This is a genomic window from Motilimonas eburnea (assembly GCF_021295345.1).
Lineage (GTDB): Bacteria > Pseudomonadota > Gammaproteobacteria > Enterobacterales > CBDFNC01 > Motilimonas > Motilimonas eburnea.
Genome location: NZ_JAIMJB010000008.1, coordinates 53,291 through 76,135, shown reverse-complemented (window position 1 = coordinate 76,135; position 22,845 = coordinate 53,291). Strand labels below are relative to the sequence as shown.

Here is a 22,845-nt window from a genome sequence, read left to right as displayed (position 1 = left end):
TTAATACTGTTAGCAAGTTGCTTTGGCTGGATAACTCCAGCACATCATTGCAGAAAATCACACAATCAAGCGATGGTTCGTAGCAAAGGTAGTCCAGTTTCTGTGTTACTTGCACTTTGCTGTCACAAAAACCAAACACGAATGTTCTGAAAAAGTCCTTTAGGTCAAAAAGCTTAACTTCACAATCCTGCATAAACCCTCCGCAACATGCTTGGCTTATTCAATATTACAATGCTGCGACAGAGCAAAGTTACATTTCAAAGCTAAATGATCGCAATCTAAGTGTTTAATGACATTGAGTTTCGCTCCTGCGGAAAAAGCTAAAGCTACCAGCCAGTGCTTCGCCAAACTCATCACAAGGAAGGCCTTCTTTTGAAGGGGTAAATACAGCGTCATAGTGCCGCCACAGGCCATTATTGTAGTGCAATTGTTTGCCATCCCGAGTGACAAAAATTGAGCAAAGTCGAAGTCCGACAGTACCAAGCAAATCCATGTCTAACCCGGTAAAGTCAGTGGGTGTGTAACCATGAGTTTGCCAACAAATTAGTGCTGTTTTGATATTCTCCTGCAAAGACATTTTAAATAATTGCATGTTATTTAAGTCGGCATCGAGATTGTTCAACAAATCCTGCACGGTCCAAGAGTGATAACATTCTGCTATTTCAATCGAACTGAGGGCAGTGACGGACACCTTATCTGCAACATCGTTGAGAGACTCTATTTCTTGAATTAACTCCGCCCCATTGCTACATGAGCCATAAACGGCGGCAGCAAATGTAATCATTGAATGACGATGATCAACTGTATCCACATTAGCTCCTAATTAACAAACGCTCTTACTGCGAAAGCCCCAAAATTTCGGGGCTGTTTCTGACTAATTTACTTTGACAGGCACAATTAGCGAATGCCGTTTACTGACTTAGAATGGGATGCCAGCACAGGCTAGTCATCATCGAAATCCATCGGCGGTTCATCATACCGGGGTTGACCCGTAGAGTGACCACCTTGGTTCCGATGTTGTTGAGGTTGATTTGGTTGTTGTGGTTTACCCCAGCCTTGATTTTGGCCTTGCGGTGGCTGACCCCAGCTTTGATTCTGACCTTGACCTTGGGCACGACCTTGGTTCTGGCCTTGACCTTGATTCTGGCCTTGGCCTTGACCTCGACCACCGAGCATCTGCATTACACCATTGTAGCCTTGAACAACGACTTCCGTGGTATAGCGGTCTTGGCCTTGCTGATCTTGCCATTTTCGAGTCTGTAATTGACCTTCGATGTAAACTTGTGAGCCTTTTCGCAAGTATTCACCGGCTACCTCAGCCACTTTTCCAAACAGCGACACCTTATGCCACTCTGTTTTCTCTCTTTGCTCCCCTGTGGACTTGTCCCGCCATGATTCAGATGTTGCGATGGTTATATTAGCTACAGCACCGCCATTTGGCATATAGCGCACTTCCGGATCTTGGCCTAAGTTGCCGACCAAAATAACTTTATTCACCCCACGACTAGACATAAGCACCTCTTACTATTAATAAAAAATTGGGCTTACTGTTTACTGCTTCCTAACCCAACCGACACAGCTACTTTATCCTTAATAAACAAAGCCGCTACCGCCAATAGTAAAGATTTTTTTGAAACACAATGTCACGCAGAGACATTATTTGAGTGATCCAATGAAAAAAGCCCCATATGTGGGGCTTTATTGTAAGGGTGTTATGCCGCCTGAGCGGTTTGCTCTGCGAGTAATATTTCAATGTCGTGTACTCGTTGAGAGAGCGTTGCCAGCTCGTCTTTATGGGCAAAAGGTTTGCCAAGTTGTGATTTGGCGTTTTCAATGTCTAAATTATTTCTTTCGATGGTTGCAGCATAAGTGAAGCCGAGGGAGGTCAGGCTATTTAGAATACGATCAAACTCGTTAACAATGGATCTGTAATTCATTTTGTTAGGTTTCACCTCATAGCTTGCTTTACCGCGTAGTTCAACAATCACATCAAGGCTACTCAGGTTGCGCCAACGCTGCGCAGAGCTAGGTATGATGATTGCAATATCAAAGCCATGGTATGAGCCAATGATCTTATCATCCCCAATTTTCGCAAAACGAGAAAACGATTTTGCGGCCACGGCTAGGGCGTTAACTGCGCCTTGCTCGTTAGGGGTCGGCGCTGAGCGAGAGAAAGGGTTATAAACAGTACCTTTGAAGTCATAGTGAGAGCTATCAATCTCAATCGAAAAGGTGTCACCCTCAGAATGCTTGTTTGCCGAGTGGTTGGCAGCGTCAGCGTTAACAAGGGGGATAAGCTTAGTCAGGCGCTTATTTAGTTTAGTTAAATAAGCGATAGTGTCTTGATATTCAAACTCGCGCTGCTGGTAGCGTCTTTCTAAAATTTTAAGCTGTTTGATCCGACTAACCCCTTTTACATGCTCTAAAATGAGGGGGTTATCACTCACGGCCGCTTTGATTTCAGCAAACGTCATTTCATTATCACACTCTGAAATTTCACGGGTATTTAAGTCGCCCGTTTGGAATTGCTTGATCATGGTGGCTTTGGTTTCCAATAGGCCGTACATGAACGAATCAAGCGTCCCTCTTGTGCAGTAAATGAACTCCTCAATATAAAAATCAGGGGAGGCTTGCCACAGTAAATTACCAACGCGATCCATACGCCCGCTTCGTTGCTCAAAATCACTCGGGCGATAGGGCACATCTAAATGATGCAAGGCGCAGAGTTTTTGATTTACGTTTAAGCCAGATCCCGCAAGGGCAGTAGAAGCCAGTAACACTCGAATTTTCCCCGCGTTCAGCATTCGTGACAATTCTTGGCGTTTGGTGTCGGTGCTGTAATCGTGGATCACAGCGATTTGTTCAGCGGGTATGTGCTCAGCTAGCAAGCTTGTTACTTCGTCATAGAATGAAAAAGAAGATTTAGCGATACTGGCAACAAGGGCTGGGTCAAGTTTATCCAACTCAGCTTGCGCTTTTTGATTGCCATTTTCCGCATCAGCAAACAATTTTAGTAGGGTTTTATTGGCTCCTGCTTTTGCTCTAGCGGGTACTGAGGTGTCGCAAAATAGGATCTGTGTTCCCAACACATTATTAAACTCGTGATATTTGCTAACCACATTAGAAACTACGGCATGCAAACGGTTGCTGGTGGTATTAGCAAAGGGATCGATAATACGAGGGTCAACAGCAGCTAAACGGCCTCTTGTCATTAGCTCAAGCATGTTGTTTTTGCCGGGGCCTAAGTCTTTAGCATCTTCAACAATTTGGTTAAAAATGTCGGTTTGCGCCTCGCAAGCATCCAGTGTAACAATGGTTTTTTGGCCGTTTTTCATTGGCGGGATGGCGGGGCGACCATCAGTTAAGCGAGGCAAAGCGTTACCTAGCTCATCTTTGGTAATGGTCTCAGCAAACGAAGAATACAAGTTGGAAAGCTCAGGTAGATTGCAGAAGCGGCGTAGGCGGGTACGGATTTTGTAACCTTTACCCGAAGGTGCGACCTCATATTGGCTTTCAGGGATCGCAAATAACGAGCTAAACACATCAAAATAGCCAAGGTTTAAGCGTTCAAGTTCCTGCGGGCATAGGTATTTGATGTAATTATACACCTCGCTAACACTGTTGCTGAGCACGGTTCCGGTTGAAAAAATGACTTTACCGCCTTTGTTTTGAATATTGCGTACCTTGATCAGCGCGTTATAAGCTCGTTTACTGCCATTAGGGTTACCAATCCCGCATACGCCGCTTAGCCCACACGCAAACGGCACGTTTTTAATATAATGCGCTTCATCTACGAGCAGCATATCAATATTTAAGTCATCCCAAGTAATTGTGCTTTCGATATGACGATCAGTGAGTTCTTGTAACTTGGCTTCAAGTGTTTCCTTCTTTTTCATTAAGCGTTTAACTGAAATGTTCGCATCATCAAGCAGTTGAATACCCGTTAAGATGGTATCAATTTCTTGTTCTAATACCTCGCGCTCGGTATCGGTTGGCATTGGCAACATGGTAAACGAGGACAATGGAATGATGCACATATCAAAGTCGGTAATACTGATCCTTGCCAATGTCTCGGCGCGATATTTGGTAGACATAAGGGAGGGATCTAGGGTTAACACATTGGCGGTAGGATACAAAGAAAGCGCCGCTTCACTAAATTGACTAACAAGATGGTTTGGCATCACGACCATAGCGCGATAACCTTTTAAGCGTCGATGCTCCATTATGGAGGCTATTTGGGTGAGCGTTTTACCCGCCCCAACACAAGCATCAATCAATAAGTTATTGCTAAATAATGAGCGCCAAATAAGGGTCTTTTGGTGTTCATAAGGGGTCATGGTGCAATGTCTTAATGTGAGGTGAGCGCCATCAAAACAAGGTTTAGCCCAGACATTAAAGGTGTCATTGTAAATAGCCACCAGATCGGCGCGGCGGGTTTCATCTTTAAAAATCCACTGATTGAATTCTTCTTTAATGGTGTTTGCGGCATCAAGCGCGTTGGTGGTTTCCACCTCATTAACAATATATTTATCCTCGGTTGGATGTGGGTCTTTAACGACTACCTCACTGTTATTCATAATGAGATTAAGCAGTTCTAAACAGCTTTTGCGCTTGGTGCCGTAGGTTTGAGTATTGGCAACGTGAGAGCTTGCGTACCCCTCGACATAGAAGCGACCCGCAGCATACACTACTTTTACACGGCTTCGCTCACCGACCAAAGAGCAAATAAAATCAGTGAAATACTGGCAAGGAACCCAGCTTGAGTGGAGTTGAACGGTAATATCTGCGGCGCTTAATGGTGCAGGCAGCGCGGCTCTAAGTGCTTGGATATTATCTTTAAAACTGGGATCGTTGTGCGCGGCTGTTTCCGCATCGGTGATTTTTTGACGTAAATTGCCTGACAAATAGCTAGCGCCTAGCAGCCATTGGCTAGGGTCGTTAGGATCTTTGAATATCAGACCTCGTAAGGCATCAAGGCAGTCATCAACCGTGCGCTTCGTGAGTTTAGCAATGTAATTAATATCGATGCAATCTAGCTCTTGCAATGAAATATAAAGCGCTTCAACTGGGTTATTGGCGGTTGTTGGGGCTTGATACGGCTTAAAAACACGTTCAGATAATATTTTGGCTGGCTCCCAGCTAGGCTTGACTTCTGGAATACCTAGCTTTCTCGCTTGAGCTTTGCTGATCCCTTTATCGTAATTTATCTCTAGGGCTTTAAGGCGGTAGTAGTAGGGATCGCTAGAAAGCGCGCGCTCAACTCCCACACTATGAAAACAGCCAAACTTTGACACAAAGGATTGATAATAAACATTTAACTCAGCTCTAGCTTGGTCAATTACTGTCTTGCTGTGACTGGTAGACGTTTCAAATTTCAGCAGATTTTTAAGGGCTTGCTTAATGGGTAGGCTTGCTCGAATGCGCTGGCAATGAACCGCGTTATTGGTATCGACATAGCGGAAGTAAGCGACATTTGCGCCATCTTGGTTAATTTTATCTTCAAGGCGTTGCACTAACTCTCCGGTGTTTAGCTGGGTAAATTCAAAAGGCTGGGCAGGATAGGCCAACTCAGCAGCATCAAAGGTGAACCCGTTATCTGTTTGTGAGTAGTCGAGGCGTGGACGATGAAAAACAGGATTGAGAGATTGATTATCAAGGGCGGCTTGTAAAGCGTTTGCAAAGTCAGGTTGAGACACGACAGAGCAGCTAGCGTGAAAGCTTGAAGGGGCTGATAGTGAGCCTATGATATATTCGGGATGATCAAGGTAAATTTGGTTAATGGTGAGAGGGTTACCCGCACTGTCTTGGGTGTCAGCCGTGGAAACCCAAGGCGCGTTAACATCGCCAAACTCAGCGCCTACTTTTTGAAAAATAAGTATATCGGTGACCACATCGGCACCTGACTCGTTAAATACCTCACTTGGCAAACGTACCGCACAGGTGAGTTTAGCTTGTGATGCGATGGCGCGACGAGCAATGTCATTTTTTGAGTCTAAAAACCATGCACTGACAATCACGGCGACCAGCCCCCCACAGTGGATTTCATCAATCATGCGGCGAATGAAGTAATTATGAATCGACATTTTTTCTTTGTAGCGCTTGTTGTCTTGCGCGGGTAATTTGCCGAACGGGACATTAGAAACCGCCAGGCTGAATTGGCCCGAATGAGGTAAATCAACATGCTCAAAACGCTGATTAACATAAACCTCAGCTTCAGGGTGGCAAAAACGGGCGAGCTGGCCTGTGCTGGGGTCGAGTTCAATAGCGAACTTTTTACAATTTCTAAGTTGGCTAGGCACATTTAAAAAGATCCCTGTGCCTGTGCTCGGGTCGAGTAACAGGCCGTTTTCATCAAAGCCAAGGCGCAAAATAGTACGATATAAAGCATCTTTTAGTGAGTCAGGCGTATAAAATGCCGTGTTTAAAGATGTGGCGGCGGCTTCGTATTGCTCAGACGTTAAATGAATGCGTAAAGCATCATTGTGTTTATGATCAGCTTCAAATGCTTGCGCAAACTTCCCCCAACATTGAAAGCTTTTAAGCAATTTCAATTCATCGCTTGTTGGGCGTTTGCCGCTTTCTTTCAGGGCATTAATGACCTTAATACATTCAATATTGTTCAAGATGGGATCTTGATGACCAAGGGTGCTTTCAACCGCGATAGCAACCGTGTTCATAGGCTGTTCTAGTAGAAAGTCTAAGAAATGCCCCGTAGTTTGTAGATTCATAAATTTCGCCCTCGTTAGTTAACAAGGAGCATTAAACCACTGAGGGGAGAGGGCGCTACCGCTAAAATTTCGGCCAAAAGGCTATTGGATGACGCGAAGGGTGATGCCTTGATCCGTTAGAAAATTGGCTAGTTCAGGTTCAATGAAACCAACGACAATCATTGCCTGACAATAAAAACTCAGCGCAATGACATCTGAGGCAAAGTCGCCAGTACAAGGCAGATCAAAAGTTTGCCAGTGGCGAGCATCAACGACTGGCGAGATATGATGACGGTGGTAATCAAGGCAATAAAGTTGCACGCTGTCTTTATTGGACAGTAACCTCAATGCGCGTGATTGCCATTGTTCGACGGGGGAGGTAATCAAGACACCGACAGAAAAAGTGGGTGTCGGACAATGCCAGGACTTAGCGATGGCAAAGTTACCGGGAAAAAATAAATCCTTGAGGGGCGATAAATAAAATTCATCGTCAGGCTGAGACGCTATTGGGGCCGCATTGAGTCGAAAGCAGTTGTGCATTGAAGGCGATAAGATGGCCTTATTCCAAAACGAGATCAACTGAAATTTTGCTCGGCCATAACTTAGCCAACCCCCTTCATCAACTACAGGAATGAAAACGCAGGGATAACGGCTAGAGAATTGCTCATGCAGTGCTGTTAGCGGCGATTTTGATAGGGAGGATGGCACAACCCAGCATACGTCTGACAAATCCATCACATCGCCCTCTGTACTGGTTGCAGCTTGATTAGCGCGTTACTCACAATGTCACACTGGGTCGAATCCAAGTTGTAAATGTTAAACAGAGACTTGGGAGGCATACCAAGGCATTTTAGTAAGCGTTTATGCAGATCCACTTTAGTCAGAATGTTATTAGCTAAGACGGGGACTACAAGGGATTCTACTGCTTGCCGCTGTTGTCGCAGTTCGGCATTAGCTGGTGTCCCAAGCGGTAAATGATCGCCTTGCCAATATGGAACCGAGGCATCGCAGTCCTTATTGTCACAGCAATACATTTGAGTGTCATGATCGATAGAGCAATGTGATTGGCAGTATGGACAAGCCAGCTTCACGCACTGAACGGGTTTAGAAAAATAGCCGCGCTGCCACTCACTGAACACCAAGGCCGTGTAACGCAAACAATCATGCTCAGTAGTGGATAGCTCGGTCATTGCATTGATATTCTTAAACAGCATATTGGCGCTGACACGGTTGAGGTATTTACGCTTATGTGGCTTAAATAGCAAGTCCAGTCTTGCAGCGTGAGCATCCAGATCGACTTGGCAAATAGGGATGTGAGAGCGGCGAAATTGTGCAGTTAACAACATAACTGGATCAAGCTGTGAGATTTTACGGTACTTCATCACGACCTCCAATTAACCCAATTAAGCGTAAAATTGATCAACATCCACACCAAATGAGGCAATGGTTTGCTTATCAATTAACATACCCTGACAGTCCAGCTCAGTGAGATCTTGAAAGCAGCCAAAATACTTGGTTTCGCCATAACGCAAAATCTGCCAAAGAAGCTGACAACCAAACAGCACAATGCTTTTATTGACGCCATAATCTTGCTTTTCGATGGCTTGCTCGGTAGAGCATGAGCGACTGGTATCATCTATCATGGTGGCAAGATGGTCTTTATATAGATGCCAAAAGTTCGGAACACGGTTGGTGTTGTTTGGTTTGGCGATATGGCCGATAACGCATTGAGACTGATCTTTACCGTTACCAAAATCGAGCCACAAGTGCTGGCCTTCCTTAGCAAACTGATAATGCTCGCCAATGGCTCGGCGCACCGATGGCACATCAACAGCAGTAATGATTAATTCCGTTTTGCGAGTATCCAGATTGCGTGGCTGGAATTTTTTGATCACATACGACCACTTTACGCCGCCCCATTGGTTAATGCGGTTAACCAAAACCTCGGCCTTGGGTCGGCCTACATCAGCCGCCCAAAACGATTGACGACCGAGATTGGCGGGGGATACGCAAGCGTCATCATATACGGTCACATCGAGCCAGCGTTGCTCGTTGCTCAAGCTGCGGATCAGGCTGTCCATTTGAAACAGCTCAGTCAACAAGGCAGCGCCAGTGCCACCCGCACCCGCCACGGTGATCTTGATAGCGCCGTTTACCCAGTCATTAGGCATTGTTAGTTTCATTAGATAGCTCCAATTTTATCTAAGGTTTCAGCCAGTGTGCCATAGTATTGAAGCTCCGCTACCTTCACTCGCCCCTTGGTTTTCTCTTTTTCGCGCCAGTATTTAAAGTTACCAGCCGAGCCTTGATAGATTTCTAATTTGTGAGTGTGAGAGCCATTGGTGTGTGAGAAGTTGCTATCAAACAAACTGGCTTCACACTCTTTTAAGTGATGCACACTGGTACTGACGGTGGGTTTTGCGCTTCCCACACAGAGAGAGCCTTTGCCATTAATATTACAAAGGGGTGAGTGGTAAATACGCGAGTTCATCGTGGGGCGAGTGTTGCTTGCAAGGGCAAAAATATGGATACCACCATCGACACTCCAACACCACAATAGCGGAGGCCATTCCACGTTAAGACAAACATGATCCTTGCCGGTGAACCACATGCGGCGGCGTTGGCGCTTCGTGTGCCAGCAAACGCCTTTCGCGTTATTAATTAAAATATTCTGTGGCAGGATGACATTACTGGCCTTGGAATCATCTTTATTTGATTGAGTTAAGTCATTCATCAGTAAAGTTAAACAGGCTTGAGGATCGACTAACTGGCCTTGCCCTGTGCGACCGTCACGATTAATCTTATGACGACTGATTGCCACCACCTTGCTATCGAAGCCATACAGTGTCAAAGCTGCGATAGGAGTTGGTTTAGGTGCAGGTGTTAACTGCTCGGATGAATTATTAGTAGAGACTGTTAGCATGATGCATTCCTATTAACTGTTTGAAACAGTATGCCCTTGTTTGAGTAAGGCGCTACTGCGCTTCAACAATGCGATCAACATGCTCAGCAAAGGCGCACATGACGTTATTCGCCACAACCCAATTTTTTAAGGAACGGTGGTAATCCCCTTTAGACAGATCGATGTGCGCTATCGCTATTTCACCCGTTTCAGCAAGGTAATCATTCATGCTTTCTAAGTATTCTTCTTCAAAGCCAAAACCAAAATCCATCGCGCAGTTATAGGCTAAATCCATATCGCTTAGAGGCTCAAAGTGGGACGCATTAAAGTCATACTGAGACAAAAGCAATGAAATTAAATGGGCTAAATAGAGCGCCGCTTCTGCCTCTGTTTCGTTTTCATTCAAGGCCGCTAATTGAACAGTCAAATTTTCCAATTTGTCTGACATAGAAAGGAAGTTATCTTGTTGCATGGCAAAATCTTGCTTTAGAGCGAGCTTGCCATGCACGTAATCGGCAACATTAACACCCCACTCATTTTCGCCATAAATATCATCAAGATACTCCGCTGAACTGGGGTAGTGCTCAGTCATCCAAGCAATAATGTCGTCATCTTCCACAAGCGTCCCAATAACTTCATAATCACTGGCTGTCAGATCTTCGCAAGCCTCACCGAGCATCGACATAGATGTAGCACACTCAAGCAAGTCATCACTAGGCATTACCCTCCCAAGGAAAGAGATCGCTTTAGCAAACTGATAATAAGCGCTTTTAAGGGGAGTGGAGTAAGATAATTTGGCAACAGGGGCAGATATAACAACGAGATTACTGTCTCGCGTCAGGCGCAACTTGAAGCCATTATAATTGCAATCATACTGGTCGGAGATATTGCTTAGTGATATGCAGCCAAATACTTCTTCGCAGTTTTTTATGTATTTCGTTGGAAAAGGAAGATTGAGAGCGGCGAACCCCCCCTCTGTTTCTTGTTGATACTGTTTAGCTTGTTGCTCGATAGCTTTTATCACTTCAAGTCGAAGCTCATTACCTTTATCTACTTGCGCGAAAGAGCCTTGAGGTAGCTTGATAAAATCAACAATGTCTAGCTCTGACAGGATATTCAGACGCCACGCACTAGACAAAATAAGCCGCCAATCATTAGCGTACTTGACGACTTGAAGATCCTCAAACTTGGGCTTGGCGATATTAAGCTTGTTCCTTCCTGTTTTATTGAGTGATAGCTTTTGCCCCGTAACGGGGCTTTGTGCGTACCATGGTACATAATTAAGGTTGGTTGGCGCTACATAAGCGGAGGGAGTTCGGAGCTGTAGAGCTCCCTCCCCATGGAGGCTGGTTGCCGCAACAATGCGGAAATCGCTTCTTGATGTTGTAAGCTGAGTTGCCATTTTTCTCGCCTATTTGAAGAATATTGGAATTGCCATGAAGAAAGCGCATTGCTGTTTTCTGCTTCAAACAATGCGGCTTCGTCAGCCCATATCGTTATTCTTTCATCAATATTCATAGCCGCTACTCCCTGATTAGCCATTTGTTTTTGGTGGTGCTAACAACACTGGGTACTTGTGCTGTAACTCACCGTCTACCATCACAGGCACACAATCTTCTGGATAAACATGAGTGTGGCGAAGCTGTGGAAAGCGCGGTGTCAGGGCGCGAATGGCTTGCGCCAATGTCATATCACGACTTGGAAAATCAATACGGATACCGTTCAAGTCCAAAAACGACACTGGGTTTGAGTTGATGGTTAACATAGTGTCCACTCCTTATAGTGAGCCTTCATCCTCATCGTCAATAGACGACACCGTGTTGGTTGCTGGCGCGGGTACTGGGGCATCTACCGCCGCTTGAGCTGTCTCTGCTTGTGCTGGATTCGGCGCAGAAGCTTGTGTAGTTGCAGCAGGGGTTGATTTAGCTTGAGGCTGATTGGGGCTGATGGCCGTGTTCAAAGCGGCTGATTTAACACCTAAATCACTTTGTAGTGCGGTCAGAGCATGGGTCGCAGGGGCAAAGCTTTGGGCGTAATGAGTCAGTGTTTGCGCGAAGCCTTGGTCGAGCATGGCTGGGCTACCATTAACATTGAGTGACTTAGCGATTTCAGCGCGAAGCGCGTTGGCTTTTTGCGCCTTGGCATCAAAATGATACTCTTTCGAGCTGGTGGCCAGATCGTTGGTAATACAAACGTGTAGTTGACCATCTACGCGATGTAAGCGAAGGGTTAGCTCACCAACATTGGCTTGCTGCATCAGTAAATCAATAGCGGAAAAAATAGACATATAAACCTCGATATAAGTAATTGACCAAGCTATTTAATCAGCACTTCCGTGTGCCGCTACTGCTATTTGTTAATCAAACCAAGCATGGATTGAGGGGCAAAATCAGACCAATCGAAAGTGGTTGAGGTGATCAACTTGATTAGCTCCGATTTTTTGCCATTTGCCGCTTTTTTCCAAGCGGCCTCGCCTTTTTCACCACAACTTGCAGCATAAGCCGCCGCGAAACCCGATTGCTCCGCGAAGGCCACAATATCAGCTTGGTTGTAAAGTTTGAGTGTTTCGTTGTTAGCGAACCACTGCGCCTTAGCTAAATCGATAGCGTCACTGCGAGTCTTGAGTAAATCAATGGCAAGGTCGATAGGAGTTCGTTTAGTGTGGCTGTGCGTGTCTTGTGCTTCGTTTTCTAACAGCCATGCCACCGCCTCAAGGCTGGTTTTTTGGAGCTGTTCAAGTGGCAATGATAAACCGAATACGACTTGCTGATTTAAATTGCGAGGATAATTATCAATGGTTGGTTTAAAGCCCGTAGATTCACACAACGAAGCGACACTCAACGACAGCATATATAGTGGATCTTTGGTAAAGCAAAGGGCGGCTTTGCGGAGTAAACCACGATGAAAATCCATGACTTTTTGCGGCGTTTTTTGTATCACAGGCTTTGCTTTAGTTGCTTTAGTTGCTTTAGTTGCTTTAGTTGCTTTCGTGCCTTTCGTGCCTTTCTTGGCGGATGGTTCGGTTGAGGTATCATCTGTTACTTCAACCGCATTAGTCGCCGTTTCTTTGACCTTGGCGGGGGTAGTTAATTTAATGAAACAAGCCTTATCGACACACGTATTGGGATAAACATTCCCTTCAACACCTAAACGGTCATCAAGTACACAAGCATTACTGGCACAACCCGTACAGCCATTGGCAAATTGCTCTGCACCCATCACATCAGGACAAACAACATTGCTATCTTCTGGTGACACTTCTGACCAAAATAGCACTTTGCCGTATTGCTGCTCGGCTTCGGCCTTTTTAACTTCCAAAGCCTGTAACGTCTTTTCTTTATAGCATTTGCGATTTGAGCATAACGAAGGCGCTGTTTCACCGAATAAATCAGACATGAGTTCACCTTGCAAGCCAGTATTATGCTCACAAGTTGCACATGCCTGAGTGCAAAAGATAGCTGTATCGAGAGGCATTTGGGCTTTAGCTACGCGAGTACGCGCATAGGCCGCAGTCCATTTTTCCTCAACACAGGTATCAGCGGTTGCGTCTTGGCGGTCGGCTGGGAAAGAAGATAAGATCAACGCCACTTCCACATTGATTTTACCTTGGTCGAGGTAAGCCTTAATTTTATCGGAGCATTTAAGCAGCTCTAATCGTTTATCTAACTTGGCGCGTGACCAACCTAGCTCGGCGGCAGCGGCGTTTCTATCACCCTCAAATAAGGTCACATAACGCTGTGCAGATTCCGCTTGGTCAAGGATGGAAACACCCTCACGGTTAAGGTTTTCAGATAGATTAATAGCGATAGCTTGCTGATCGTTAACGTCTTTAACAATCACAGGAATGGCAGGTAAGCCAATCTCTTTGGAGGCCAACCAACGGCCTTCTCCCGCCAAAATTTCGGCATGGCCTTTGTCGATAACACGGATGGCGATGGGCTGAATAACGCCGTTGATTTTCACATCTTGCACTAATTCACGAAACGCTTTCTCATTACGAGATTTACGCACGTTACCAAGAGTAAAAACCTGTAACTGGCTAACGGGCAGCATGAACTGGTCGTTATCTTTCACGCCCGTTAGGTCGATATGCTGTGAACCGTTATCATCAAACCAAATGATGACAGGTGCATTAGCATTTGCCGTTGTTTCATTTTGCTGCGCTAAAGGGGTAGAGGCTGAAAGCTCAGACACATCAACCATCTTATCGTAAAAGCTATTTTCTGTTGCAGTAACCATATTTTGTGTCTCCAGACGTTTTGTTTACGAGGTTTATTTAATCACTGGTTTACAGAGCCGCTACCGAAAAATTAAGCGCGACAGGGAGCTATCACACATACATTATTTGATTGTGAGGTGCAGATAGAAATAGGTAAATTTGGCTGCCCACATTTGACAATCGCGGTATCACCATGCGCTGAGTTAAGTGCATTAATCAGGTATTGAGGCATCACCGAGAACTCGCAAGTGGGTGAGTCACACCTTGACATCTGGTATGACACGGCATCTTCACAAGATTCACCTGTAGAACGGTTGTTGCTTATAATGCGTAATTCGCCATTTTCAGCCAGACACGTTACCGAGGGATTAACTTTGTTGTTAATAATAGAGACACGCTGAACGGCTTCTAGGAATTCATCAATATTGACAACTATTTCCGCGTTAGCCATTCGCGGGATAACGCGATCAACATCAGGGAAGGACTGATCAACGCTCACACTGGAAAAGGTGGTGTTGCCACATTTAAGCTGGAACCAGCGTTCATCAAATTGCAAATTCACTACGCTTTTTTCATCGAAGCACTTAGCGCCAAGTGCAGAAAAGCAAGCACGAGGGACAACCAAGTTCACATCAGCCTGTAATCCAGATAAATCTAAAGGGGTGTAGCTAACTGAAACACAATGGCCGTTGGTTGCGCACAGGCGAAGCTGGCCAGTAGCGATATTGGTTGTCAAGTTATAATGGTTCAACGCAGTACGCACATCGTTCACCGCCGCAAATGGCGCAACATCGTGGTACATTCCAATGAATGTCCTAAAAGGCACGGACAAATTGACCTGCTCAGAAGAAAAAACCACGTTAACAAGCGGAAAAACGTGACCATCACTACACTGGATTTGACTACGGCTGCGGCCAGATTGGACAATCAATTTTTGCTTATCAGCTTCACCTTGCACTGTGAACGTGGCCGCTTTTGAATCATTAAGGGCGTTTATCACACTAACGAGGCGCTTGCTATCGACAATGATTTGCCCTTCTTCGATAACTTCCACTTCATTGAACGCGCAATCAACAGAAACGTGCTGGCTACCGTTGCTTGCGGTAAACAACAGCCCGTTAGTGTCAGCGATAATATGGATGTTTTCTAGGATGGCGTTCGCCATTTTACCTTGGATTATCGTGTTTACTCGCACCAATTGCTTGGCGATCATCGCATCTACTTTAAATTTCATCTTACATCCCTCCAGAGTGGTTAGGGACACAATGCCACCAATCAATGAGCCCGCTACCAAATAGACGGCCTATTGTTCGTTAGTTGTGCAAAATTGGGCTTGCCAATGAAATTGAGCGTGTGTTCTAAACGATAAAATTAATCAATGTCCCTATTAGACAATTGAGGTTCAACGTGAAAAACACAATGCGAATAGCAATTCTTGGGTTGTTTGCAGGATGTCTCTCATCCACAGCGAGCGCAAAAGCGCTTTATCTTATGGGAGAGGTGAATGCCCATTTGCCAAAAATTAAGATAGACAGCCAAGCAAGTCCAATTTTGCAAGGTGTTAAGGTTAGAACGGTCTCTTTGTCGCAGAATGACAACGGATTTTGTAAAGTGTCTAGTGACAGCGCATGGGTTACTGGTGATGGCTCTGAAGCAGAAAAGCGTTGCCTATTTGAATTCACGAATATCCCAGCAGGACTTTCAGACATTAAAAACCTCTCTATACAAGGTATTCCTCGTGATACAGGTTTGAATAGCGTAGGTTATAAGGTGACGTTTTTCAGTGGCACGAACAAAAAACCTATCGTGATCACCGAAGTCATGGACGGCTTTCAAGTACAAGCGCCAACAGCGCCTAAATTATTAGGGGTCACAGCCAATGGCGGAGGCGTGACCTATGATCCCAACCAGTTAGAAATAAATGACCGAAATGGCCTAGACCAGTTCACAGTCAATGTTGAGCCAAGAGCATTTGATCAAAAAATAATGATCGACAATATTGGCGATTGTGATGTTCTTGAAGGATCTACGAAGTGTCAGATTGACATGAGCGGCGAATATCATAACAAGACAGAACTTAAAGGCTCATTAAGTTACGAGATCAAAGCAAATTCATTAAATATGTTTTTTGCGGAAAACAGCATTTATGATTTTGTGTCAAAGTGGGACTTCACCCCTCCCTCAATCGAGCTGTTTGCACATAATGTCAGCCCGGATGGTTATGATTTAAAGCGCAGTATTAGCATCAATGGCCAGGATGTCGAAATCGTAAACAACATAGCGAAGATTGCTGTCACAAGTAGCCATGACCAAAAAGGCGGGGATTGGTGGTTACCTAAGCAGATAGAGCTAAACTATGCGCCAATTGAGGGGCTAAGCTTTGATGGTTTAGAGCTAGATGGCAAAACACTCATGCGGGCTACAATGCGACCAAGCTCAAAGCAGTTCTCATTGGTTTCCAACGGTGAGCCAACTCAGATGGGTAACTACTATGTTTATGATGTGGATGTAAGCTCGCTGGAGCATGGTAAGTTTGATGCGACTGTAAAGGCATCGGACAAGTACAACAATACCTCGACCAAGATCTTTAATGATGTTCGTTCAAATCGGGCGGAAACGGATATCGGTTTATTTTATGAGTACACATCCATGCCATCAACCGGCACAGGCAAAGTCTTTTTCGAGGACAGTCTTGTGTTGGCTGCGTTCAATGGTCTAGCAGGTGACGCCAAAGTAGTGAGTGCGAAACTAAATGGTGAAGACTTACCGTTATCAACGCCAAACGCGCCGCTTTCATTTACCACGAAAGAATTTATTGGTGAAGGATTCGAGCCTTATTCGACACATCAATTAGATATAACGGCGGTTGACGGTTACGGTATCGAGTACAACAAGAGCTTTAGCTTTGATTACATGCCGCTTAATTTCACAATAAGTAATGTGCCTGAGGTGGCGTTTGCCACGATCCAAACGGTCAACATGCGTCTTGAAAATGAAGGAGAAAAGTGTGCCTTCATGCCAACAGAGCGGATAGCAAAAGCGTCAGCGCGGCCTAATTTGCATACCTGTTCGATCTCATGGCCGATGCTTCCTCAAGGGTTTGTAGCAACACCCATAGGCAGGAATTACCTAGTGTCAGGTATCTTTTCAACCACGGGTGCAAACGATTTCGGTTATGAAGTCACTATGCACAACCATAAAGGAGCGTCTAAAGTAGTACCCAGCAACTTAATGTCGATTGATGTTAAGGAGCCGCCTGCGCCAAGCATTGATACGATTGCTGACCGTTTTGAGAAACGCCTAGATAGTGGCCTGTATGTGCTAGAGCAAGATGGCGGCTATTTCACTAAGACGCTAGTAAAAAGCGCGCCAGCCGATGTGGACTTCACCATTGACCAGTCAGGTGAGCAAATCAAGTACACCCGTATTCGCCAGCGTCCTCGCAGTGGCTTAGAGCAGCAAGCTTCAGTGCCTGTCAAAAATAAGGAAGGCAAGCTTTGGCAAGAAGTGGATTTTGATTTAACGGCGAAATACAACAAAGCGCCAGAGTTGGCCACAACCAAAACAATACGCGGCGTCTATGTCCCGCCTAAGCGGGTGCGTATTGGGATGTCAGTGGTAGATGATGTCGCGCTAACAACACGCGAAACCACGTTTAATGTCGGTATTGGACAATATGACCGCGCCACACGTTCTGATATCTATGATCCAGAGGTGCTAGGCAAGTGGAAAGTACACCTTGAGAACAAAATTAATTACCGTGAGTCAGTACCCATTACTGATCCCGTTGAATTAAGTGCCGACGGTAAGGCATCGTTCAAGTTGGCCAGTGATAAGATTGGTGAGTACGGCGGTCAAATCTTAGCTGTAGGTGAGCTGATTTCAGAAGTGGAAGGCTACACACGGAAAATTGTTAGTAAATCAACTTATGTTCGGGTCTACAAAGGCGAAAAACTTGAAGGTGGCTTGGTAGCAAGCAAAATAATCGATACCGTCCCAATGTCGGTGCGCGTGCGATATAAGCCTGACACAAAATTAGACGATAGATCCTTAGGTGACATTCGCTGGGAGATCAGTACAGACAACCAAAGCTGGAATGAAATGCCGGAGTATAAAAATCAGGAAGGCATTAACCATGAGCAACTAGAGCCGGGTGAATTCTTCATTAGAGCAGTGATCCACAATGACTTCACAGGTGCAACTAATGTCACAGAACCGCTTCAATTGATTGCGTTTGAACGACCAGAGTTAAAGCTGGAAGGCGAACGAATGAAAATTACTGGTGAAACCTTTACCTTCAAATTACTGAATATGGGTAAAGAGGCTAATGTGGCTGAAGGTGACATTGAGTGGAGCACTGACAAGGGGAAAACGTGGGTTCCTGGCGAAGAAGAATTTTCGTTTGAAGCGACGGAGGGCATTCGCTATGTAAGCGCTCGCATGAGATACAACCACGCGGACCAAATTGAAACCCGAGCTTGGGGTGAAACCTACCAGTCAGTGAAGGTAATGGAAATTCTACCCATGAAAGCCAAGCTTAAATTGCCCCGCAGCGTAGAAGTGGGTCAGCCAATAAAACTTGAAGCTGAGCCAAGACTGCCTTATTACGGTGTGACACGACCTACAAAAGCACAATGGATCCGTGCAAACGGTGAAATAGTCGAAGGTTCGGAATTGGCTATCACCATGTCCGAGGATGACATTGTTGATGATATGGGGCATTTCACGTACCAGACTTGGATTGAAGGTCGAAAAGATGAAACTATGTTCTCTAAGACAGTGGACATCAAGACCTATCGTTACGAGTTACCGGATATTGCCATTAAGCTAACGCCGAAAACCAGAGTGGTACCTGCAGAAGTGAAAGTCCAGATCGAAATGGGCAGAGTCGAAGCGCCAGATGTTGAAATTAAAACCAACGTTGAGCTTAATTCTGGTATGACACTGATCAGCGATAATGGCCGCTACAGCGTAGTTAAAGTTAACGATGCGGGACTTCATGAAATCAGAGTGCGAGTGTCAGACAACCGTGGCAATGATGTGATCGTAAAAGAATTTGTTGAACTGCTTGATCCCGAACCGATGAATATCGAGGTGGCTGATTATCTTTCGCCAAAACGGTTACGTGAACCTGTGACATCCATTATGAGCCCAAGGGTGAAATTGGGTCATCCCCAAGACCAAATCGTGTCCTATGAGTGGTTTTTAAATGGAGATAAGGTTGGTGAAAGCCGCATAGGTGAATTTAAGGACATGAAGGCGGGGGCAAATAGCGGAAAATTAGTGATTAAAACCGCATTTGGCCAAATGGGAGAGCTACCGATCACTTATAACGTGGCCGAAAACATTCCACCAATTTGCGAGGTGGAAACGGGTGAGACAATTAGCTCCGTATACTTTGTTGCCAGGTGTTCAGATGAAGATGGTGCCATGGTTGGTTATCGCTGGCTTATCAATGGCGATAGGGAAGTAACCGGTAGTAAAATCAGCTTTCTTAAAGCAGATAAGGAACTAATATCCGTATCTCTTAAAGGTTATGACGACTCTGGAGCATTTGCAGAAGCTGCAGCATCTGTGCAGATGTAGCTGACAAGGTTAAGGAAAATAGGAGCCACAGGGCTCCTATTTTTTTGTCTAATAACAAAGTCCAAGAAACTCTTGATAAAACCAGAACAAACAAGAAAAGCGAGCCTAAGCTCGCTTTTCTTGCGGCGGTAACCAGCCGCCTGTAGGAGGAACCACCCTCCTTAGAAACGTGTCTGGAGGACGCAATTTCTATATACAACTCTACCAGCTGCGCGAAGAACTGCAACATAAGTATTAATAAATGTCTATATGCTCATGGTTTTCCACCAATAGCTCCTGGAATCGGATCCAAAAACATTAGACGGCCCAAATTAGCGCTGGTAATGCAAAAGTGGTTAAAAGCAATGTGAAAAAATAGGTATTAATGACGAAAACATAGAGTAAAAGACATGTCGCAAGGCAATCCTCATTTCAATCCCATGAAACGCCGCATCATGATTGGTGGGTTGATCGCGTGCACTATTTATACCTTTGTAGGGCTTTTCATGTGGCGATATGAGGTTTCGCTACCCATGCAAAAAGGCGAAGGATGCTTGGAAGGAAAGGTCTGGGTTATCGACACTTGGGATAAGCATTATGAGCAAGGCGATATTCTTGCTTTTGCTTTCCCTATAGAGGGTGACCGGTTTTTCAAGCAGGGCCAGCGCTTCATTAAAAAAGTTGCTGCTGTCGCTGGAGAGCAATACGACATCACACCAGATATCACAGTCACTACAAGCCGAACTGGAGAGACTCGTTTCTTTTACAGCTCTGTCAAACCGATAGCAGCCAGTATAGGAAGAGACCTTGATTCGATTGTTCGCCATGGGGTGGTTCCAGAAGGTGAGCTATTGATGTTAGGTGATTTGCCAAGGAGTTATGACAGTCGATTTTGGGGCACGGTACCCGTATCCAATATTCAGGGGAGGGCATATGCCTTTTTTTAACCGCGTCATCTTAGCTGGTGGCTTAGCCTGTGTGCTTAATGTTTCAGCCCAAGAGACTGGCATTTCCGAGACCATTGATGCTGCGATTGCCCGCTCAAAGGAAGCTGGTTGGCTTGAAGGCATTAACACTAATGTATCAGGAGCGGATCTTACCAAAGAGCAAGAGATAGCGAAGGAAATAGCCGAAGAAGCGCGGCGTCAGTTGATTTCTGGAACGACAAATCATCTATCTGGCTGGGTTGAAGGAGCTGACCAATTCGCCAAAGCAATTGAGCAACCAAATCAGCAGCGTGAACTTGAGGACATACCTACAGATTACCCAGGAATGAAGATTTACATCTCATTTGGAATGCCTGAGTCCATCGTAAAAGAAGCGCTTAGAGTATCGTCACAAAAGCGCATCCCTATTCAAGTTAGAGGCTTACTGAAAGGGACCAAAAACATACTCAACACTTTTCAGTACGTTGCCAAGCTAACAAATGAAATGGAGTTAGACCCAGCCCCTTTGTTCCAGCTTGATCCAAATAACTTTAGAAAATATGGGATCACAGGTGTTCCAGCGATGACCTATGAAAAGGCTGGAAAGATTTACAAAGTAGCCGGAGTAATGAATCCAGATTGGTTCATTGAACAGCTTGAAACAAGCAGCGAAACCGATTTAGGGGTATTTGGTGATGTCCATGATATTGATGAAATGGATTTTGTCGAAGACATGCAAAAGCGCATGCTAGCGATAGACTGGGAGCAAAAGAAGCGCGCCGCTTATGAAAATTTTTGGTCCAAACAGACGTTTACAAAACTGCCTCGGGCTCAGGAATCGGCAACGTGGTATATCGATCCAACGGTCAAAATCCAAAAGGATGTGTTTAATCGCAAAGGTGAGTTAATTGGCATGGCCGGCGAGATAATTAACCCATTAGAAAAGGCGCATACACAGATTCATTTGGTGGTGTTTAACCCAAGCAACGAAAGCGAGTTAGCTTGGGTTGATAGCCTGCTCAGCCACCAAGGAATCTATTCAAAGCTCATGCTATTAGCGACTGAAATAGACACCAACAATGGTTGGAAGCAGCTTGAGTCACTGCGCGCCAGATTTAAACGAAATGTGTACCTAAGCCAGCCTGAAATCATTCGCAAATTCGCACTCAAAGGGACACCAACCGAAATAGAAGCCACTGGGAAATACTTCACTGTTACTCAACATGCCCTGCCAGAAACATTGGCCAACAAAGAAGGATAAAAGCAAATGAAGATTGTATTTTACGCAATTGTGTTCACCGCGGCAGGCATTTACATAGCAAGCACTAATCCTGACTTGGCAGGCCAAGCAATGCCCTACATCGAAACAGTCATCAATTGGTTCAAGGAACTCCTTGTTGGCGTGGGGAAATAAAATGTTAAGACTTCTTTTTTTATTTATCTTAACCTTTCCCTATTTTACGGCTAAAGCTAACGACACGTTAGGGAACGCTAGCCAGATCTGTAAAGATGCTGGCCTGTTTTCAACCAATCTCATCACTCAAGTTTGTTGGTCTTGTTTGTTGCCCATTAACTTTTTTGGTTTTGGAGATAAGCCTGATGGCGCTGCGACGACTACGGGAATTTGCGATTGCCCGGATTCTGCAGGTGTTCCACAGATTGGATATCCCTTAGGGATTAATCTGCCTGTTCGATTGCAAGAGGTCATTAAGCAACCCTGGTGCAGCCCTGTTCTGGGGGGGAGAACGCTGCAAGAGAACTACAATCTCGGCCAAAGCCGAGACTCAACAGAGCATGATTCGTCAGAAAAATCATTTTATGAGTACCACTATTGGGCTTATCCACTTACCTACATGCTTGAGCTTTTTATTATTCCAGAGTGCAATAAAGATCCCTTTGTCGACATGGATTTACTTTATCTATCAGAGCTCGATCCAACTTACCATGACGATATGCTGGCTTTGATGTTAGCACCAGAGGCCATTATTTTTGCTAATCCGTTAGCGCAATTATGGTGTGCCGGGGATTGCGCCGCTGTGACTGCGGGTAATGTGAGTGAGAATACGTTTGGTTGCGCTGGTTGTGACGGCACATTGTATCCGCTAACAGGTAATTATACAGCCAACGTTGATCATGTCCGAGGCTCAAGTTTAATCACACAACGCGTGTTAGCCTCACTGCACCGACGCGGTTTGGCGTACAAGACCATGGGCAATAATCAAATGTGTGAAGCTTCATTCCATCCTATGATCCCGCGATCTCAATATAAGCTGTCTATGTTATATCCCGTGCCAGAAGCTTCGACCAATATCCTGACGCCCAATGAGCAAGGTGAAACTGATGGTGATGGTAACTTGATCCCGCCATCGGCACTTGACCCCAGTGACAAATGTTGTCACCCGTTGGGTGAATCGGTGCACAAATGGGCGACCCCCGCTGGTGGCCGGCACAGACCCGGTAAAGAAGATTTCGTTTACATGATTTGGCGTTGGACTGATTGCTGCGTGCTTTGGTGATTCAAAAGGT

Annotated in this window: 17 protein-coding genes; 5 read left to right on the top strand and 12 right to left on the bottom strand. The window is 45.2% G+C overall.

Annotated elements, in window-relative coordinates; all coding sequences use genetic code 11:
• Positions 1-286: 286 nt before the first annotated feature.
• From K6Y21_RS09690 to dnaN, 12 genes are all read right to left on the bottom strand, one after another.
• Positions 287-811, bottom strand: a complete 525-nt coding sequence (locus tag K6Y21_RS09690) for a hypothetical protein (protein WP_233071639.1) — start codon at positions 809-811, stop codon at positions 287-289.
• 131 nt (positions 812-942) lie between these two features.
• A complete protein-coding gene (gene ssb, locus K6Y21_RS09685; RefSeq protein WP_233071638.1) occupies positions 943-1,512 on the bottom strand; it encodes a single-stranded DNA-binding protein in 570 nt (189 codons plus the stop codon).
• Positions 1,513-1,712: 200 nt separating this feature from the next.
• Positions 1,713-6,728, bottom strand: a complete 5,016-nt coding sequence (locus K6Y21_RS09680) for a helicase-related protein (RefSeq protein ID WP_233071637.1) — start codon at positions 6,726-6,728, stop codon at positions 1,713-1,715.
• 81 nt (positions 6,729-6,809) lie between these two features.
• The gene (locus tag K6Y21_RS09675; protein WP_233071636.1) at positions 6,810-7,442 is read right to left on the bottom strand and encodes a hypothetical protein; all 633 of its coding nucleotides are present in this window, start codon (positions 7,440-7,442) and stop codon (positions 6,810-6,812) included.
• Positions 7,442-8,089: a zinc-finger-containing protein gene (locus tag K6Y21_RS09670; RefSeq protein ID WP_233071635.1), complete on the bottom strand. Its 648-nt coding sequence runs from the start codon at positions 8,087-8,089 to the stop codon at positions 7,442-7,444. The genes K6Y21_RS09675 and K6Y21_RS09670 overlap by 1 nt, the downstream gene beginning before the upstream one ends.
• Positions 8,090-8,110: 21 nt before the next feature.
• A complete protein-coding gene (locus K6Y21_RS09665) occupies positions 8,111-8,890 on the bottom strand; it encodes a PRTRC system ThiF family protein (RefSeq protein WP_233071634.1) in 780 nt (259 codons plus the stop codon).
• Positions 8,890-9,630, bottom strand: a complete 741-nt coding sequence (locus K6Y21_RS09660) for a hypothetical protein (RefSeq protein WP_233071633.1) — start codon at positions 9,628-9,630, stop codon at positions 8,890-8,892. The genes K6Y21_RS09665 and K6Y21_RS09660 overlap by 1 nt, the downstream gene beginning before the upstream one ends.
• A gap of 52 nt (positions 9,631-9,682) precedes the next feature.
• A complete protein-coding gene (locus K6Y21_RS09655; protein ID WP_233071632.1) occupies positions 9,683-11,011 on the bottom strand; it encodes a hypothetical protein in 1,329 nt (442 codons plus the stop codon).
• A 132-nt stretch (positions 11,012-11,143) separates the two neighbouring features.
• A complete protein-coding gene (locus tag K6Y21_RS09650) occupies positions 11,144-11,374 on the bottom strand; it encodes a hypothetical protein (RefSeq protein WP_233071631.1) in 231 nt (76 codons plus the stop codon).
• Between the two features lie 12 nt (positions 11,375-11,386).
• Complete coding sequence (locus tag K6Y21_RS09645) at positions 11,387-11,896, bottom strand: RodZ family helix-turn-helix domain-containing protein (protein ID WP_233071630.1); 510 nt, start codon at positions 11,894-11,896, stop codon at positions 11,387-11,389.
• A gap of 62 nt (positions 11,897-11,958) precedes the next feature.
• The gene (locus K6Y21_RS09640) at positions 11,959-13,848 is read right to left on the bottom strand and encodes a PRTRC system ParB family protein (RefSeq protein WP_233071629.1); all 1,890 of its coding nucleotides are present in this window, start codon (positions 13,846-13,848) and stop codon (positions 11,959-11,961) included.
• A 71-nt stretch (positions 13,849-13,919) separates the two neighbouring features.
• Positions 13,920-15,062 (bottom strand): DNA polymerase III subunit beta, encoded by a 1,143-nt coding sequence (gene dnaN, locus K6Y21_RS09635; protein ID WP_233071628.1) that lies wholly within the window; start codon positions 15,060-15,062, stop codon positions 13,920-13,922.
• Between the two features lie 257 nt (positions 15,063-15,319).
• Between dnaN and K6Y21_RS09630 the strand changes: the two genes are divergently transcribed.
• From K6Y21_RS09630 to K6Y21_RS09610, 5 genes are all read left to right on the top strand, one after another.
• Positions 15,320-19,414, top strand: coding sequence for a hypothetical protein (locus K6Y21_RS09630; protein WP_233071627.1), 4,095 nt, complete (start codon positions 15,320-15,322; stop codon positions 19,412-19,414).
• Positions 19,415-19,803: 389 nt separating this feature from the next.
• Positions 19,804-20,340, top strand: a complete 537-nt coding sequence (locus K6Y21_RS09625) for a S26 family signal peptidase (RefSeq protein WP_233071626.1) — start codon at positions 19,804-19,806, stop codon at positions 20,338-20,340.
• Positions 20,327-21,580, top strand: coding sequence for a TrbC family F-type conjugative pilus assembly protein (locus K6Y21_RS09620; RefSeq protein WP_233071625.1), 1,254 nt, complete (start codon positions 20,327-20,329; stop codon positions 21,578-21,580). The genes K6Y21_RS09625 and K6Y21_RS09620 overlap by 14 nt, the downstream gene beginning before the upstream one ends.
• Before the next feature lie 6 nt (positions 21,581-21,586).
• Complete coding sequence (locus K6Y21_RS09615) at positions 21,587-21,733, top strand: hypothetical protein (RefSeq protein ID WP_233071624.1); 147 nt, start codon at positions 21,587-21,589, stop codon at positions 21,731-21,733.
• Position 21,734: 1 nt separating this feature from the next.
• On the top strand, positions 21,735-22,835 hold the full coding sequence (locus K6Y21_RS09610) for a TraU family protein (RefSeq protein ID WP_233071623.1): 1,101 nt from the start codon (positions 21,735-21,737) through the stop codon (positions 22,833-22,835).
• Positions 22,836-22,845: the final 10 nt, after the last annotated feature.